The 18,765-nt window shown below is 30.1% G+C and carries 17 protein-coding genes; 1 reads left to right on the plus strand and 16 read right to left on the minus strand.

Annotated features, from left to right (window positions below):
* Positions 1-11: 11 nt before the first annotated feature.
* The 5 genes from QMG30_RS15120 to QMG30_RS15140 form a co-directional block, all read right to left on the minus strand.
* A complete protein-coding gene (locus QMG30_RS15120; RefSeq protein WP_281816783.1) occupies positions 12-698 on the minus strand; it encodes a response regulator transcription factor in 687 nt (228 codons plus the stop codon).
* Between the two features lie 119 nt (positions 699-817).
* A complete protein-coding gene (locus QMG30_RS15125) occupies positions 818-2,920 on the minus strand; it encodes a glycoside hydrolase family 13 protein (protein ID WP_281816786.1) in 2,103 nt (700 codons plus the stop codon).
* Positions 2,921-2,955: 35 nt separating this feature from the next.
* Positions 2,956-3,153, minus strand: a complete 198-nt coding sequence (locus QMG30_RS15130; protein ID WP_281816788.1) for a hypothetical protein — start codon at positions 3,151-3,153, stop codon at positions 2,956-2,958.
* Between the two features lie 681 nt (positions 3,154-3,834).
* Entirely contained in the window at positions 3,835-4,827 is a 993-nt protein-coding gene (locus tag QMG30_RS15135; RefSeq protein ID WP_281816790.1) for an asparaginase, read from the minus strand.
* A 55-nt stretch (positions 4,828-4,882) separates the two neighbouring features.
* The gene (locus QMG30_RS15140; RefSeq protein ID WP_281816793.1) at positions 4,883-7,240 is read right to left on the minus strand and encodes an ATP-dependent DNA helicase; all 2,358 of its coding nucleotides are present in this window, start codon (positions 7,238-7,240) and stop codon (positions 4,883-4,885) included.
* Positions 7,241-7,470: 230 nt separating this feature from the next.
* Between QMG30_RS15140 and QMG30_RS15145 the strand changes: the two genes are divergently transcribed.
* Complete coding sequence (locus QMG30_RS15145; RefSeq protein ID WP_330680761.1) at positions 7,471-7,920, plus strand: YaiI/YqxD family protein; 450 nt, start codon at positions 7,471-7,473, stop codon at positions 7,918-7,920.
* Positions 7,921-7,995: 75 nt separating this feature from the next.
* Here the strand turns inward: QMG30_RS15145 and ftsH are convergent, their stop codons facing one another.
* The 11 genes from ftsH to spoVT all read right to left on the minus strand — a co-directional run bounded on the left by ftsH (position 7,996) and on the right by spoVT (position 18,633).
* On the minus strand, positions 7,996-9,912 hold the full coding sequence (ftsH, locus tag QMG30_RS15150; protein ID WP_281816795.1) for an ATP-dependent zinc metalloprotease FtsH: 1,917 nt from the start codon (positions 9,910-9,912) through the stop codon (positions 7,996-7,998).
* Positions 9,913-9,969: 57 nt separating this feature from the next.
* Positions 9,970-10,494 carry a hypoxanthine phosphoribosyltransferase gene (hpt, locus tag QMG30_RS15155; protein ID WP_281816796.1) on the minus strand — a complete coding sequence of 175 codons (525 nt, stop codon included), beginning with the start codon at positions 10,492-10,494 and terminating at the stop codon, positions 9,970-9,972.
* Between the two features lie 11 nt (positions 10,495-10,505).
* Positions 10,506-11,873, minus strand: a complete 1,368-nt coding sequence (gene tilS / locus QMG30_RS15160; RefSeq protein ID WP_281816798.1) for a tRNA lysidine(34) synthetase TilS — start codon at positions 11,871-11,873, stop codon at positions 10,506-10,508.
* A gap of 353 nt (positions 11,874-12,226) precedes the next feature.
* Positions 12,227-14,602 carry a stage II sporulation protein E gene (spoIIE, locus tag QMG30_RS15165; protein WP_281816800.1) on the minus strand — a complete coding sequence of 792 codons (2,376 nt, stop codon included), beginning with the start codon at positions 14,600-14,602 and terminating at the stop codon, positions 12,227-12,229.
* A 233-nt stretch (positions 14,603-14,835) separates the two neighbouring features.
* Positions 14,836-15,129: an FtsB family cell division protein gene (locus tag QMG30_RS15170; protein WP_281816802.1), complete on the minus strand. Its 294-nt coding sequence runs from the start codon at positions 15,127-15,129 to the stop codon at positions 14,836-14,838.
* 39 nt (positions 15,130-15,168) lie between these two features.
* Entirely contained in the window at positions 15,169-15,657 is a 489-nt protein-coding gene (gene yabQ / locus QMG30_RS25245) for a spore cortex biosynthesis protein YabQ (RefSeq protein ID WP_353511677.1), read from the minus strand.
* Between the two features lie 7 nt (positions 15,658-15,664).
* The gene (yabP, locus tag QMG30_RS15175; RefSeq protein WP_281816804.1) at positions 15,665-15,946 is read right to left on the minus strand and encodes a sporulation protein YabP; all 282 of its coding nucleotides are present in this window, start codon (positions 15,944-15,946) and stop codon (positions 15,665-15,667) included.
* A gap of 165 nt (positions 15,947-16,111) precedes the next feature.
* Positions 16,112-16,351 carry an RNA-binding S4 domain-containing protein gene (locus QMG30_RS15180; protein WP_281816807.1) on the minus strand — a complete coding sequence of 80 codons (240 nt, stop codon included), beginning with the start codon at positions 16,349-16,351 and terminating at the stop codon, positions 16,112-16,114.
* Positions 16,352-16,505: 154 nt separating this feature from the next.
* On the minus strand, positions 16,506-16,784 hold the full coding sequence (locus QMG30_RS15185) for an HU family DNA-binding protein (protein ID WP_113673183.1): 279 nt from the start codon (positions 16,782-16,784) through the stop codon (positions 16,506-16,508).
* A 77-nt stretch (positions 16,785-16,861) separates the two neighbouring features.
* Positions 16,862-17,689: a nucleoside triphosphate pyrophosphohydrolase gene (gene mazG, locus QMG30_RS15190; RefSeq protein ID WP_281816813.1), complete on the minus strand. Its 828-nt coding sequence runs from the start codon at positions 17,687-17,689 to the stop codon at positions 16,862-16,864.
* Positions 17,690-18,081: 392 nt separating this feature from the next.
* On the minus strand, positions 18,082-18,633 hold the full coding sequence (gene spoVT, locus QMG30_RS15195; protein WP_281816815.1) for a stage V sporulation protein T: 552 nt from the start codon (positions 18,631-18,633) through the stop codon (positions 18,082-18,084).
* Positions 18,634-18,765: the final 132 nt, after the last annotated feature.

Here is an 18,765-nt window from a genome sequence, read left to right on the forward strand (position 1 = left end):
CCACTCCATATTTATAATACTTTTTTATTCCAGATATATCCTACGCCTCTGACCGTCTGTATATATTCTGGTTTTGAAGGATTGTCCTCAATCTTGGATCTAAGTCTTCTCATATATACAGCAAGAGTGTTTTGGTCTATGTAATTGCCTTCTATATCCCATAGATGTTCCAATAATTGTTCTTTAGTCAATATCTGCAGTCCATTGTTCATAAAATAATGTAGTAGTTTGTATTCTGATTTGGTTACATCAATTTCTTTTGCATTCTTATATACTTTCATTTTATCTGGATGTATTACTATTTCATCAGATGTAATGGTATCATTATTCTCTTTATTGGAAGTTCTCCTAAGTACTGCATTTATTCTTGAAATAAGCTCTCTCAGCTTGAATGGTTTAGTTATGTAATCATCTGCTCCCATATCTAATCCTGTTACTATATTGACTTCTTCATCTAATGCAGTAAGAAAAATTACAGGTATGTCTTGTACTTTTTGGATATCAGAAAATAACTCATAACCATTTCCATCTGGCAATGTTATATCTAATATTGCTAGGTTGAATCTATCTTCCAAAATTGCTTTTTCTGCTTCTGTTTTAGTCTTTGCATGTATTACTTTATAATTTTCTTTTTCTAGAGCGAATTTAATTCCCATCCCCAGAGAAAAATCATCTTCAACCATTAATATCGTATTCATTTTTATATCCTCCTACCTCTATATATGCTACATGTAATATTATTTAATTGATCAATGCATAATCAATAAAAATCAGGAGAGTATGTAAAAAACTACTTTCCTGATTCTCGATATCTTTTTTAACCTGATATAATTATAGCACTATACATTGGTAATGTTAATTCTATTTTGCCTTGATTTACTTGAAATGTTTTGGCTTCTGTAGTGATATCTTCTTGTGTAGTTAAAATAATCTGTTTCATTTCACAAGAATCCGTAACACCTATTTCCCATACAGGAATATTGAAAGTCTTATTTTCGTTATTATTATTAACTGCTATTACTAACTTCTCCGAATCATTCCATCTTCCATAACTGATAATTCCCCATTCACTATGGAGATATTTTAGACAACCTGTTCTTAGAGCAGTATATTTTTTGTGAATTCTAATTACTTCTTTATGGAACCGTATTAATTCCTCATCCTCGTTCCCCCATGGATAAGTTCTCCTATTATCAGGATCTGTCCATCCACATTGACCTGCCTCATCTCCATAGTATATAGTAGGTGCTCCTTGCCAAGTCATTTGAATTACCACTGCTTCTTTCATGATACCTTTATTAACATTTTCATTTGCTTTTTCAGGTCCTACATTATTGGTTCTGCCTATCTTATGATTAGTTCTCGTCAAGAACCTTGAATGATCATGGTTAGATAGTTCATTCATAGCTGTGAGAAGTGAACTGGTTAAGAAACTTCTCATATTATGAGTCATGACATCAAAGAAAGCTCTATCGTTATTAAGCAATTCTTCTTTATATTCATCACTATGTTTTTCAAGTCCAGTCAAAAACCAAGTAACAGGCTCCATAAAAGCATCATAATTCATTATTGTATCCCATTGGTCACCTAACAGCCAATCCTTATAATCATCATAATGCTCAGCTAAAATGATCGCATCTTCTTTGGCGGATTTAACTGCTTTTCTGAAGTCTCTCCAGAATCTATGATTAAAATCTTTGGAATATCCAAGATCAGCCGCAACATCCAATCTCCAACCATCTGCATTGAAAGGAGGACTAATCCATTTCTTACCTATATCCATTATATAGTCATATAGTTTTTCTGAACCTTCATAATTAAGTTTTGGCAATGTCTCATAACCCCACCAACCATCATAATTAGTATTATTGGGCCATTCACATTTACTATGGAAATGGAAAAAATTATTGTATGGACTGTCTTTTGATTCATATGCTCCAATATCATATTCATCTTGATTTTTATATATGTTTTCTCTATCAAGCCACTTGTTGAAGGAACCGCAATGATTGAATACTCCATCAAGTATAATTCTCATACCTCTGGAATGAACTTCATTAATCAATTCTATCAATAACTTATTACTTGCTTCAAGGTTTTCTTTATTCGTAGTTCTTATTATATATTTGGTTGCGTATTCATTATATGGATTACTGCTATCTAGAACGTCTCCACCATCATTGACTATGACACCAAAATGAGGATCAACATAGTCATAGTCTTGAGTATCATATTTATGATTAGATGGAGAAACAAAAATAGGATTCAGATATATTACATCAATACCAAGGTCATTTAGATAGTCTAGCTTTTCTATGATACCTTTGATATCACCGCCATAGAAATCTCTGACACTATCGGCATCTGGATATTGTTTCCAATCATTAATCTTCCTTGTTAGTTTTTCAACATATAGATATTCGTCGTCAACAACATCATTACTTTCATCACCATTATAAAATCTATCAACGAATATCTGATAAAATACTGCACCCTTAGCCCAATCTGGTGTTTTAAAACCCGGTGATATTCTATAATTATAATGGTGATTAGGTTCACGACTAATACCTTTTTTATTATAATAGCAATTAAAGTCACCAATATTTATTTCAAAATAATATTCTATAATTTTATCTCGAAGTATAATCTCACCAATATAATAATCAAATAATTCATCTGATTTTTCTTTTTGTAATTCTATCTTATTATCTTCATATATAAGAAAAGTTTTATCAACATTATCTCTTTTGGTTCTTAATCTTACTTTTACAGTTTCATTGACATTTGGTTCCGAAGGTTCTCTATATTCCTTGGTACCGTCACTAAAGAGTGCTCTTTCATCTAATATTGGTTTATTATAATCAATATAAATCAATAATTTCTGTGCTTTAGAAAGTTTTTCATAAGTTTTATGTAACATAAAAATAAAATAACCTCCTTATCAATCTGATAGAATCACTCTTCTACAATATCATATCCCCAATTATATAGATGGTCAATTCTATTACTATATCTTGTTATAGCTTCTTTTTTTGAAGGAAAAACATCTGTGTTAATGTATACTACCACATTATTCTTTATATCATTTCCGATCTCAATCACTTTTTTATTATTTGCATTTAATATTAATTTTATAAAATTATTTCTTTTCATAAAACAACTCTTATAATATGTTCTCACTATAATATCACCTCAATACACTATATTCACTTATAATATAAGTTATACAAGTTTTATATATCTACTTAACCCTTTATTCACATTCCTCTTTGTAATAAATCCAGAAAATAGTAAATTAAGTTGTCTATATTCTTCCCAAATGAAATTAATTATTTCACAGACCAGCATAAAATATTGAAACGGGAAAGTTGAGTTAATAATCCATGAGAAAGATAGTATAAGATATTGGGATTGGAAATCATCATTGAACATATTACTTTTGAATATTTATTCTAAAAAAATAGAATTGGAATCTTTCAATTCAACAGAGAAATCACTCATAATGTAAATAAATAGAATCTACCATTTGTTTTCTTAAACAATAAAAAGACAGCCTACCGATCGGCTGTCTTTCCCTTTAAGGAGAAGGTATTTGTTCTTATGGGGTGTAGCAAAAACTTTATTATTTATATATATTGTATTGGGGGGTTTTACAATAATAATTATAGCATTAACCCGCGAATAAGTGTGCATAAACTTTCAATAATTTGACTTTTTTTATTAGCAGTATTATACAACTAATATTTTTATTACTTTACATACCTTCTAATTATATACAAAAAGTTCAAACTAATATAGCTAGTTTTTGCACCCCCCCATTTTATAACATTTTTCCTATATTTTTTTGTATAAATCTTTTTCGAATATCTGCCTAACCTCTCCTACATCTTTAGTTATTCCAAGCACAATCATCAATTTGATTCTTGCTTTTTGTCCTGATAGATTATCGCCTAAAATAACCCCCATATCTCTTAATTGTCTTCCTCCACCTTTGTATCCATATGAATCAAGTACTCTTCCTTTTGCACATCTCGATACTATGACTATAGGAATATCTAAGTCAATAGCTCTTTTAATACCCTCTAACATAGCAGGTGGTACATTACCCCTTCCTAGAGCTTCAATAACAATACCTCCATAATTATTATCAACCAGATAGTTAATGAATTCTGAACCGAGTCCAGCTACCGCTTTTACAAGTGCAACTTTGTTTTCTATGGTATCAGTCACAATTTTAGAAGCTTTCTTTCTGTCTCTATAATAAATGACTTGATCTGAATCTACAATGCCAAGAGGACCGAAATCCATACTTTGAAATGTATCAAGACTTAATGTGTGGGTCTTCGTCACTTCATCAGCTGCATTAACTTGATTATTCATAACTACTAATACACCTTTATTCTTTGACTCTTGTGAGCAAACAGTACATATAGAAGCTGCCAGATTGGCAGGACCATCATATCCAAGTTCGGAACCATTACGCATGGAACCTGTTATGACAACTGGCTTTTCTGAATCAATAACGAGGTCAAGAAAATATGCTGTTTCTTCAAGTGTATCTGTACCATGTGTTATTACTACACCTGCTATATCTTCTCTATCAAGAAGTTCTTTAGTGACTCTTGCAATATCTAACATCATATTTGGAACAATATGAGGTCCGGGATAAGCTCCATAATGAATAACTTCAATCTGTGCCATTTTTTCTATACCTGATACTTTTGATATTATATCCTTATCTGATAGTGCCGGTATAGCGGCTTTCAACCTTTCATCTACCATCATAGATATTGTTCCCCCTGTAAAAATCAATGCTACTTTTTTCATATAATACCCCATCCTTTCATATATATAAACTTACCAACAATATTATCAGGCAAGTTTATTTACTTTGATTTCGCCAAAAATCATCAACTCTATTTTTTAATAAATCATTAGTCAGATACTTGGCATGATTCCATTCGTATGGAAAAATTCTTTTATAATAATTACCACCGAATCTCTCATCAATTAGAACCACGACACCCACATCTCTACTAGTTCTAATTACCCTTCCTGCTGCTTGCATTACTTTATTCATTCCAGGATACATGTAAGCATATTCAAAACCATTATGCGATTTTTTATCAAAATACTCTTTTATGAGATTCCTTTCATTGCATATTGAAGGTAACCCAACCCCTACAATAACTGCACCGCTAAGCTTCTCACCTGTTAGATCTATACCTTCCCCAAACATTCCGCCTAGTACAGCAAAAGCAGCAAATGAATTTTCTCTGTCATTATGAAATTCTTCTAAAAAATCTTCTTTTTCTGTTTCACTAAGTCCCCTTTCTTGTTTTATAACTTTTATGTCTTCATCTTCTATTATATCCACATAGATATCATAGACATCATTCATATACTTATATGATGGGAAAAACACTATATAGTTGCCTTTTTTCCCTTTTATAGTGTTATATATAGTCTCCACAACATTAATGTAGGTCTTGTCCCTGTTCTTATATTTTGTAGATATGTTATTATTTATTAATAAGCATAGATTTTTTTGTTCAAATGGTGACTGTAATGTCAAGCCGTAATTGTTTTCATTGCCACCAAGTATTTTTACAAAATAGTCCATTGGGGTCAAGGTAGCAGAAAAAAGCACAGATGATTTGGAATTATTCATGTAATCTCTCAAATTACCTGAAGGATCCAAGCAAAAAAGTTTCATTTTAACATCATCTTGAATTTTTTCATAATAGGTTATATATCTATCATCATAAAGCTCAGCTTTTTTTACAAAATCATAACTATCAAAATAGAAATCCAATAATTCATCCATATGTTCCCATTCCACTAGATTGGGAAATATTTTTTCTGTCCTATGCAGGATACCTCTAAGTATATCAACAAATTCTTCAGAATAATATTCATCAACTATAAAATCTCCTGAAGCCTCACATTCATGTCTCTTCTCAATCATAAAACTGTTAAGTCTACCTAAATATCTATACAGGTTTTTATCTATATCCTTTATTTTTCTTCTAAGGCTTAGAATAGGCTTTTTCAACATGTTGGCAGAGTACATTTCTCTTGCTCTATCAACTAGATTATGTGCTTCATCTATTAAAAATATATATCTTCCGTTACCTTCAGTAAAGAACCTCTTAAGGACTGCACTAGGATCAAAAGCATAATTGTAGTCGCATATTATACAATCACTGAAAAGTGTTAAATCCAATGTAAGTTCATAAGGGCATACCTGATATTTTTTTGCATACTTAATGATTGTTTCCCTGTCATAATTGTCAGTAGCTGTTAATAGTTCGCTGATAGCTTCATTTATCCTGTCAAAATGTCCTTTTGCATACTTGCAATATTTGCTATCACATTTTTTGGTTTCATTCAAACATATTTTATCTTTTGCAGTTATAAGAACACGTTTTAATTTCAGACCTTTATCCTCTAATAGGTTGATTGCTTTTTCTGCTACATCTCTTCCGATGGTCTTAGCTGTAAGATAAAATATCTTGGATTTTTTCTTATCCAAAGATTTTATTGCAGGAAAGATAGTCCCCATTGTTTTTCCTATTCCAGTAGGCGCTCTTGCAAATAGTTTTTCATCTTCCATTATGACCTTATAAACACTATTCATGAATTTCCTCTGACCTTTTCTAAATGATCCAAAAGGGAAATCAGTGTTTTCTATACTTATATCTCTCAATTTGTTATATTCAATAATTTTCTTTGCGAAATCTATATATGAATTTATTACTTCCAGGTAAAATTCTTCTAATTCTTTTAATTGGAATTCTAATTGAAATTGTTTTATGGCATAACTTTTAAGCTCAACATAAGTTAATTGAACTTTCAATTCGTTTAAATCATTTTGTTTTCCATATATATATGCATACATTTTCACTTGTGCCAAATGGAGTTTATTATAGGTTTCTATACTTTCTATAGGTTTATTTACCGATTTTATTTCATCAATAATTATTATGTCATCAAATATAATACCATCGATACGTCCATTGATCTCAAGTTCTATATCATCAATGTAGACTTTATCTTTCACAGTTATTTCTGACTCATACTTCTCATATTCTTTACTGAATTTTTTTTGTATCTTCTGGTGTGCTTTTATACCATCAACTGCTCTTGCTGATGTTAGGAAAACCGATTTTATGTCACCAGACCGTAAAACAAATTCTATTAGCTCTCTTACGGAAATACTTAATTTATTAGAATCCATGTCATTACCTCATTTAATTACCTTATCGTAAAATTCATAAAATTAACTAAATCTAATGCATCTATATTATAGCAAACAATCTTATATTATTGTATAATAATATTATCTCATCTACCAAATTTAATTATTTTACATAAATACTAATATTTTCTGTTACAAATTGAGATATAATATTATTATAAAAACTTTGATGAACTATTGTTTTAATTAAGGAGAGGTTTATTATTAAGATACTTGTTGATGGGGACGCTTGTCCTGTAAAAAATATCATCATAAAAATCGCTAAAGAGTATAACATACCTGTAGACATTTTTATTGATTCATCCCATATATATGAGAACGACTATTGTAATATTATAGTTATTGGTAAAGGAAAAGATGCTGTAGATTTTGCGTTAATCAATAGAACAAACAAAAACGATATTATTATTACTGGAGACTATGGTGTAGCAACTATGGCACTAAGTAAAGAAGCATCAGCTATCCATCCTAATGGTTTCATATATACAAACGATAATATTAATAGATTATTAATGGAAAGGCATATATCTGGGCAAGCTAGAAGGTCCAAAAAACGTTATGCTAAAATGAAAAAAAGAAGTATAGACCATGATATGAAATTCGAGTATAATTTTCGCAAATTAATCCTATCTGAATCAGTAAATGATATTAATATTTAATTATATCAATCTACAAGGCTAGGTAAATATTGCAAGATAAAAAAAGATGGCGCATTGCCATCTTTTTTTATTATCTTATTCATTATTTTCGTTTTCATTATTTTCATTATTTGTATTATCCAATAATGGTTTTTCAACAGGTCCCACTACTACTTTATCAATATCACGTTTATCTGTTTTCTTATATTCTTTATCAAATAAACCAGCGAATTCTTCACCAGATATTTTTTCTTTTTCAAATAGTAAGTTTACTGTTTTATGCATAACTTCTAGATTTTCATTTAATAACCTTATAGCTTCGTTATAAGCATTATCAACGATTTTCTTGATTTCGCTATCAATCAATCCTGCAATGTTTTCTCCATAATTTCTTGTATGACCCCAGTCTCGTCCAATAAATACTTCATCACTATCGTTTCCAAACTGAATAGGTCCTATTACATCACTCATACCGAACTTGACTACCATATTTCTAGCTGTCTGAGTAACTTTCTGTAAATCACTATAGGCACCAGTAGTAATATCATCAAATATTATTTGTTCAGCAGCTCTACCACCTAAAGAAACAATTATGTCTTGTTCCATTTCTTTTTTACTTTGATAAGTATCATCTGTCTCAGGTAATGGCATAGTATATCCACCAGCATAACCTGTAGGTATTATTGAAATACTGTGAACAGGGCTTACAAGAGGTAATACATGGAATAATATAGCATGACCAGCCTCGTGATATGCTGTAATTTTCTTTTCTCTTTCCGTCAGTATCTTGCTCTTCTTCTCTGTACCTACACCAATTTTAATAAATGCCTTTTGTATATCTTCTTGTTCAATAACCTTTTTGCTTGCTCTTGCAGCATATATTGATGCTTCATTCAATAAGTTTTCAAGATCAGCACCAGTAAATCCTACTGTAGTTTTAGCAATAACATTAAGGTTAACATTATCAGATAAAGGTTTTCCCTTTGCATGTACTTTCAATATTTCTTCACGGCCTTTGACATCAGGTCGTCCAACCACAACTTTTCTGTCAAATCTACCTGGACGTAATAATGCAGGGTCTAATATATCTGCTCTATTAGTTGCAGCTATAACGATAACTCCTTCATTAACTCCAAATCCATCCATTTCAACAAGTAATTGGTTAAGAGTCTGCTCTCTTTCATCATGGCCTCCGCCAAGTCCTGCACCTCTTTTTCTACCGACAGCATCAATTTCATCAATAAAAACTATACATGGTGCATTCTTTTTTGCTTGATCGAATAAATCTCTTACCCTAGAAGCACCTACACCAACAAACATTTCTACGAAATCAGAACCTGAAATACTGAAGAATGGTACTCCAGCCTCACCTGCAACAGCTTTTGCAAGTAATGTTTTACCTGTTCCCGGAGGTCCTACCAATAGAACTCCTTTTGGTATTCTAGCACCAAGTTCTACGAACTTACGCGGACTCTTGAGAAATTCTACTACCTCTTCCAATTCTTCTTTTTCTTCTTCAAGTCCAGCAACATTTTTGAATGTAACCTTTTTATTTTCGTCCACTACCATTTTAGCTTTACTTTTACCAAAAGACATGACACGGTTTCCACCACCGCCGCCTTGTGCTTGATTCATAATGAAGATCAGTAAAAAAATCACTGGAATAAGAATTATAAGTGATGGAAGTATTTGTATAAACCAGCTTGGCCTTACAATATCTTTGACAATATATTCTATTCCGTATTCATCTATTTTTTCCTCGAATCTGGAAGTATTAGTAATTGGAAAACTTTTATACTCAGCATTTTCAAAATAAACTGTAACTATACCAGTAGGTATTTCCGCATTCTGCTTAATTTCGATTCTGACAACATCATCAATCTGTTTCATAAAATCTTGATATCCGTAGTCACCTTTCATATTATCCCATTTGTTGTTTGATACGACAACTGCGATAAGTAATACTAAAAGTAAAAGCGCATAAAAACTAAATCCTTTTATATTTTTTTTCATGTGCTTGCCTCCTTTCCTATCTTAAAAATATTCATATTTCTGTTTTTGAAATCAATATTAACTATCCATTGTACCGATATATGGTAGATTACGGTATCTTTGCATATAATCAAGTCCATAACCTAAAACAAATTTATCAGGTATTTCAAATCCTTTGTAATCAACTTGTACATCGATCACTCTTCTATCTGGCTTATCTAACAATGTACATACTCTTATACTGTTTGGTTTCCTATCTTTTAGAATATGTACCAAATAACTTAGTGTCCTACCTGAATCTATAATGTCTTCAACGATTATTAATTCTTTTCCTTCAACTGATTCATCAAGATCTTTTACTATTTTTACTACCCCACTGCTTGATACTTCATTTCCATAGCTTGAAAGAGCCATAAAGTCCATTGTAACAGGAATATCTTGTATCTGTTTTGATAAATCAACCATAAACATTACTCCGCCCTTTAAAACGCAAATCAAGTGAACTTCCTTACCTTTGTAGTCCTCAGATATTTGTTTACCTAATTCTTTGATTCTTGCGTTTAATTCATCGGCAGATATTAATGTTTTTATATTATGCATCATAATATCCTCCTCTAATAGTATCTTACTTCTAATATTTTTTTGGTTGAAGCAGAAATTTTATATTCTTCGTTTATTCTATAACCGATGATCCAAATAATATCATGTCCATCAGCTAATAGAGGGATTTCATTTCGTTTTTCTAATGGGATTTTACAATCTATGAAATATTTTTTTAATTTTTTAGCTCCATTAATCCCTTTTATAGCGATTACATCTCCACTCTGCCTACTTCTAACCTTCAAATTATCTTTTATTTTATCATAATCAAACCATTTCGTATATAAATTTTTAGGAATATTATAATTTTTGTTTTCAATAATTCGAAAATCTAAATGTTTATTTAATTCTTTTATATAGATTTTTGATAAATCTCCTATAATATATTCAAACTCATCTATTTTATTTTTTCCCAATTTGGTTATTATGATACTGTCATAAGTTCTTTTTGCTGTTAATCCTTTTGGTAAATTTATTCTTTTGCTGACCTGTTTACCTCCTAACTTAATTATTTCTTCGATATGTTTAAATTCAATATCTTTTAATGAACTCATTTCACCAATTATGTGTCTGACTAATCGTCTTTTTATAACAATATCCAACTGTAGAAATTTATCTAAGTCAATAATAAACTCATTATTTAATTTTTTTACTGTTTGTTGTTTCTCTTTCAAAACAATCTTATCTATATAATCATCTTCACTTCTTACTAGATTAGCAGTATTAACCAAATTAGTAATGAAGTTTTGATTAAAATTATTTTCAATGTAAGGAATTACTGTATGACGAATCTTATTTCTCGTATAGATCTCCATTTCATTAGTATAATCATCTCTGTATATAATATTATTAGTAATACAATAATTTTCTATTTCTTTTCTAGTACATTCTATCAACGGCCTAATAATATTATCTCTAACTGGTCTAATTCCACCAATGCCTTTGATACCAGTTCCTCTTAGCATATTTATAATTATAGTTTCCGCATTATCATTGATATGGTGCGCAAGTGCTACCTTAGTGCCTCCAAATTCTGATACTGCTTCACTAAAGACTTGATATCTTACTTTTCTACCCATTTCTTCTTCTGATAGTTTATTTTCTTTAGCTAACTTTTTAACATTAAAATAATACACATGACATTTAATGCCTCTTTCATCACAAAAATCTTTGACGAATTGGGCATCATCATCTGCATCTTTCCCTCTTATACCATGTTGAACGTGAACAACATTCAAATCTATATTCAACTTATTCTTAAAATCATTCAGTAAATGTAATAGACATATGGAATCAGCTCCACCAGATACACCAATAATAATATTATCGTCTTTATCTATCATATTAAACTTAGATATAGTGCCTAATACCTTATCTACCATATAATTTTACATCCTTCTTATTTTCTTTAGTCATAAATAAGTGACTCTTTTAATATACTAGACTTATGGAAATAAATCAATAGTCAAGTTAAATCTTCGTTACGAAACATATTAATATTAACAGTTTGTTAATACCTTATAAACAAATCATTCATTTTTGAGTTTATGAGATGACTTATCATATCTCCACTAAGGATTATATGAATATTAATGCTATAATTTTTTCAATTAGCGCAAACAAAATAGCGGAGAAAAACCTACTTTATTTTATTCTCCGCTATAATTATACCATATTAACGACTTATTGCCATTATGATTTTATGTAATAATTTTATTTAATAATGTTTTAAACACTATCCTGCCTTCTCCCAGATTCTCATCACCAGAACTGTCATATCATCTTTTAATTTGCCCCCTGTCTTTTCTCTTGCAGATTCTAATATATAGTCTGCCATATCTTGAGGATTTCTACTATCCAATTTATGTAGTGAATCCTCAACCCACTTTTCTTTATCTATCTCTTCATCTTCACTATCAAGGATACCATCTGTAACCATTATAATCATATCGCCATTATTTAACCTTTTAGTAGTTGATTCACTTTCAACATCATTTAACATCCCTAATGGAAGTGACGTCGATTTTACAACTTCTACTTTGTTTCCTGTTTTAATAAATGACGATGCAGCCCCAATCTTAACAAATTCACACATACCTGTATATCTATCAACCAAAGTCATATCCAATGTAGAAAAAGTTTGTTCACTGGATTTTAGTACAAGTATGGAGTTAATCATTTTAATTGCCGTTTCTCCATCAAAACCAGCCTCTAATAGCTGTTCCAACAATTCAATAGCAGATTTGCTTTCTTTAAAGGCCTTTAGCCCTGTACCCATTCCATCAGAAAGAGCCACAATATCCTGCCCTTTGGGTAGATTCAAAAAGGTATAGCTGTCACCTGATACATCTGTATAGTCTTTACTGACTCTAGCAACACCTTTAGCGATTCTATAAACCTCACTTTCTATAAATTTCACTTCACAGTATTTACTCTCGTTAATATATTTGCACCCTTCCACTAATCTCATTTTTTTCTTGGTGAATTTATTAATTACGGGAGTAATATCTTTCATACACCTTGTTTTTTTCCCACTGTATTTTATTTTCATACTGACTTCCATTCTTTGATTTGGAGCTTTATAAACCACCACATTCTTAACAGTAATATTATCTTTCTTTAATTCCTCTGAAATTTTTGTTTCTAAATCCGTGTTGAATTCAATATTTTTATATAAATTATTACCTAACTTGTCGATTATATCAGATACAGAATAAAACTGCTGGGAAATCAGTTGTCTATTTTCTGCAATTTTATTTTCCCAAGTTAGATTTATCTTATAGAGCTCAAATAACCTATTCGTTGTTGTTATGAATTCCTTAGGTTTTATACATTTCTTAATAAACACATCAGGAATATCCTCTTCGGTTATATGATTTTTGTTTTCTACAGCGGAAAAAATACTAAACACCGTTCTATATGTATCATAGAATTCTTTTTGCCAACACATCTTACACATACTACAGTCCTTACATACTTTTTCCGCTACATCATCTAAGAGCTTATTCACCTCCTCGGTTGTTAGATTGCCTCTCCTTTCAGATATATGTTCAAAAGTTTTACCTACATTCTGGAACGAATTAGAAAAACTATTTAATTTTTCACTAATGATACCTTGGACTTTATCTATGTATTTATCTTCTTCAATAGATGTTTTTTTCATTGAGTATATTTGTTCTTTTTCATTTGGCAATATTGCAAATATACCCACACTAACTATTAATGCTTTTACTATCTGAAAATCTAGGTTTAGTGGTGATATGAAGTACCATAAGCCAATAGTTCCTAAAGAGAAACCTATAATACTACCAACTTTACCTAATTCTCTAAACAAGGCAGATAATATTCCTACCATACCAAATATACCTATAATCTCAGCATCATATCTGCCCATTAGAACTAAAACTATTCCAGATATAACACCAATGATTGCACCTGTTCCGATACCATGTCTATATCCCAGAATCAGAACAACTGAAAATATCCATATTTCAATAAAACCTAATCCTAATATAGTAATATCTGCAATTCCAGCAACTGCTGTACCCATTATTATGGCTTCACTTATTAATATTTCATTAGTCGCTTTTTTATTCTCTTCGTCATCAAATAGATATTTGAGTCCACGACCATATATTAGTACTAATGAAAATATAAAGGCACCTTCTAATAATGCTATCAAAATGTTATTTGCTACATTATGTTGTATGATTCCAGCAGTGATCGTTATAATCAAACAGCTGGTTGCAGCTATCACCCCCTCATGGATAAGCGATAGTTTCTTACCTTTAATATCTAGTATGGAATTTATTGATACTATAAGTATCATAATTAGTGCATATTTTAATGCATCTATTATTGGCATCGCAGTAAACAATCCTATTATTACAGATAAGAACATCCATATTCTACTTTTCTTATCTGTATATACAGCTGCGAAATATGCCACAGCCATAGGATTCATATTATTATAGATGGCTGCTCTCCCCATCATGAAACCCACTACATACAAAAATATCAACTTCAATATTTTAAATCCTTGTTTCTGTAATATTTCTTTCTTTTGTATCAGCATTTGGGTTTGTCCTATAGTAGTATTAGTTTTCCCCATATACTATCCTCCCCTTTGCAAAAAATTGTTTATTTCCCTTGGTGAGAACTAATTATATATTACGAGATTTAAATTGTTTGTCATAACTTGTATCCAAAATAAAAAAAGTTTTAGACAAATTTTCTCATTAATAAGTTAATTATCGAATGGAGGTATAGCTAATGTTTTCAACGAGAATAAAAAGTAGAACTTTCCTATTTAATAAAAAAAGTTGTTTCCCTTAAGAAACAACCTTAATCTTCATCTTCATTAACGAATATAATCTCATCAGGCTTAACTAGTCCAAATTTCTCCCGTCCTAATTGTTCGATATATTCATCTGATTTTATGTATTCTTGTTCTTTTAACAAATCAATATGTTTTTCTTGTTCTGCTTCTATTTGCTCTTCTAAACTTGATTCTTGTTTTTCTAAACCGATATTCTTAACATATAATGATGATACCTTAATGCCAACAACTGTAGTTAATAATATCAACACTAATGTAGCAAATAATATAGCTTTTGTTTTTTTCTTTTTTCTTCTCAAGTACACTATCATTCCTTTCCATAGCAATTAGTAAATGATCTATTTCTTTTTAAATATGATTTTAATCTCTTTAGTAATCTTCTTATATTTTATTATCAACCATTTTCCCATTTTTTTCAAGAGTTTATATATTTTTCTGACTATAAAAAAAATAGGCGTTAATAATAATTTAATTGGCTTAATTATTAACTTGAACAAAAATTTAATTATGTTAGCTATGAAAGAATAGATTTTTATAAATACCTTTATAACGAGCTTTGAGATGAGAAAAAAGTAAAATATGAGTCCTAGAAACACACCTATGCATAAAAACCCTCTTAATGTACCATTATTGTTTTTGAATATATCAATAAAGATAATTATGCTACCGAAGAGCCAGAATATTAAGTCCTGTATATTTATAAGCCATTTAGGATGCTTAATTATTCTTCTGAAGACTCTTAATAGATCATATACAAACCCTAGAAAAAGCCCATTTAGTATTGACATTAAGAAACTGATTGCTTGAGCACTTACTAAACTATTCATATCTCACCTAACCAAATAATTTTGACATAAATGAACCTTTTGATCCGTACCTAGCACCATCATTATATTCTAAACTTTCTATCTGCCCATCTAGCTCAAGTTCTTCTTTTTCTAAGTTCAATCTATTAACGTGTAATTCTGCTCCTTTAATTGTAAGTGTACCCATTTCAGTTTCAACCATGACGATATCTGTATCGAAAGATATAACATCTGAAACTCCAGTTATTGATACTCTTTCTCTATCATTGATAACTAACCTGTGATTCATGTTAATATGCTTTTCTTCCATTTTGACACCCTCCTCTTAATGTGTATTATATAATTCATTATATTAACTTATAAGAGGATTTATTCTAATCTGTTAAATTTTATGGGACGACTAAAAAACAAAAAAGGCTGTTTGAATACATTTGGAATCATAATGATACTAACAATGTACTAAACAACCTATGGTCTATAAATATTTGAACATATCTTTTGCTTCATCTTTTTTAACTGTTTCTTTTACTATCAAAACTTCTACTTTAACTGCCTTATTACCGAATTGAATCTCTATTATATCACCAACAGATACTTTTGCACCTGCTTTCGCCACTTTATCATTAATCTTGATTCTACCACCATCACATGCTTCATTGGCTACTGTTCTTCTTTTAATTAATCTTGATACTTTAAGATATTTATCTAATCTCATAATATCACCTACCTTAAGCTATATTTGAAAATTATAAAGACCAAAGAGACTACGCCTCATATTAGATTTCAAGGAAAAGGGAAAGTAGATCTTTCCTTTTCAACAAAAAAATCTGCACTATCAAGTGCAGATTTTTAGAATTCAATGGTATTAACTAACGACCATTCACAGCATCTTTTAAAGCTTTTCCAGCTTTAAATCTTGGTGCTTTTGAAGCTGCTATTTGCATAGGTTCACCAGTTTGTGGGTTTCTACCTTCTCTTGCTGCTCTTTCAGTAACATCAAAAGTACCAAATCCAACTAATTGAATTTTACCCCCATTGCTTAATTCGTTTGAAACTACATCGATAAATGATTTTAAAGCTTTCTCTGCATCTTTTTTACTTAATTCAGTTTGTTCTGCCATAGCCGTAACTAATTCAGCTTTGTTCATAATAACTCCTCCTCTACTTTAATATTATATTATTTTGAACAAAGGCGCATATATGCGCTGCTAAGAAAATCTTAGCTTTATAAACAATCGTCTAAACGATTATTCTTATTGTTCTTTTTAAGCTGCTCCCATAACTTGTCCAATTCAGTCATTGTTATGTCGTTCATGCTTAAACCTTTTTGTTTTACAAGGTTTTCTATTCCCTCAAATCTATTTATAAACTTTTCTGTAGCATTTGTCAAGGAAAATTCAGTATTTAATTTTAAAAACCTTGAAATATTAACCATCGAAAACAGCAAATCACCATATTCTTCCATAATATTACATTTATTTCCATTATTCATGGCTTCTTCCAATTCAGCTAATTCCTCATGAATCTTAGCTGTTACTTGGTTGATTTCTGTAAAATCAAACCCAGCTTCTTTTGCTTTTTTTTGAACTTTTGTCGCTCTCATTAATGCAGGAAGTGCTTTTGGAATTCTTCTCATATCTTCTGTATAGGAAATATGATTTTTCTCAACTTTTTTAATTTCATTCCAATTAGCAGTAACTTCTTCAGTTGATTCTACTTTCATACCTTTAAATACATGAGGATGTCTTCTAACAAGTTTCTCACATATTCCATTAATAACTTCATCCAGATTAAAAGTATCGTTATCCTCAGCTATTTTTGAATGGAATACCACTTGAAGCAACATATCACCTAATTCTTCTTTAAGGTTCTCCATATCATTATTGTCTATAGCTTCTAGGACTTCATATACTTCTTCTAACGTACCATTTCTAAGACTTTCATGTGTTTGAACTTTATCCCATGGACATCCGTTTTCACTTCTTAATATGCTAATGATGTTTTTGAGATCTTCAAATGAATAATTTTTTTTATTTTTGTAGTCTTTTGTCATACAATCATTCCAATCAGATAATATATTACAAATTATATCATATTATATTTTAGTTATAAATAAATATTTTTCAATTTTTTTTATAATTAGTTTGATATTATCAGTTTTTTTTATTTTTTATAGGCCTATATCTTAATTAATAGATTGAATTTACTATTAAAACTAAATACTAATTATTGAAAACACATTATTTTTTAATAAAGTAAAATATATATAAATTCATAGATAATTTGTTTTTAGGTATATATTCTTTTTCAGATAGTAAATTATGCCTATGTAAAAGATATGGTTTTATAATGAATCCTTTACAGAGAATTTCATAAATACAAGTTACTTTTACTATTTATGTAAAATTAAATAAGACTGAGTTATTTTTTAACCCAGCCTATTTTTTATTGTTCCATTTGTTTTCCTAAAAATCCTGCTGCAGAATGAGCTAATTTTGTTTCAACTTCACCCATTTTTATTTTGTTGTCTTTACTTAAGAATATAACAGCTCCTATAGCATCACCTTCAGATATAATTGGTGTTATAACTTCAGCGATATATTCTTCATTTTCGCCATCATATAAAATGTCAATAAATTTCTTCTCATCTTTGTTAGCCAATATTGTTTCTCTTTCTGTTATTGCCTCTTCTAGCTCTTTGCTTATTTGTTTCTCTAAAAACTCTCTTTTGGATCCACCAGAAACAGCTATCACTTGATCTTTATCAGATATACATATAGTATGTCCAGTTGTTTGTGCTAAAGCTTCTGCATACTGTTTCGCAAATGTTCCAAGTTCACCTATAGGGGAATACTTTTTAAGTATTATTTCTCCATCTTTATCAGTAAATATCTCTAAGGGGTCTCCTTCTCTTATTCTTAATGTTCTTCTTATTTCTTTTGGTATAACTACCCTACCTAGATCATCTATTCTTCTTACAATACCTGTTGCCTTCAAATTATTACCTCCTTTAGATAGTCATCACAAAGCTGTCAATAATAGTATGCAACAATTTAACTATAATATTCATAATTTGACAGTTTTAAACTAAAGACCATATACCAATTTATTGAAATAAAGTTAATTTTT

It is taken from the genome of Vallitalea longa, from assembly GCF_027923465.1.
Taxonomy (GTDB): domain Bacteria; phylum Bacillota; class Clostridia; order Lachnospirales; family Vallitaleaceae; genus Vallitalea; species Vallitalea longa.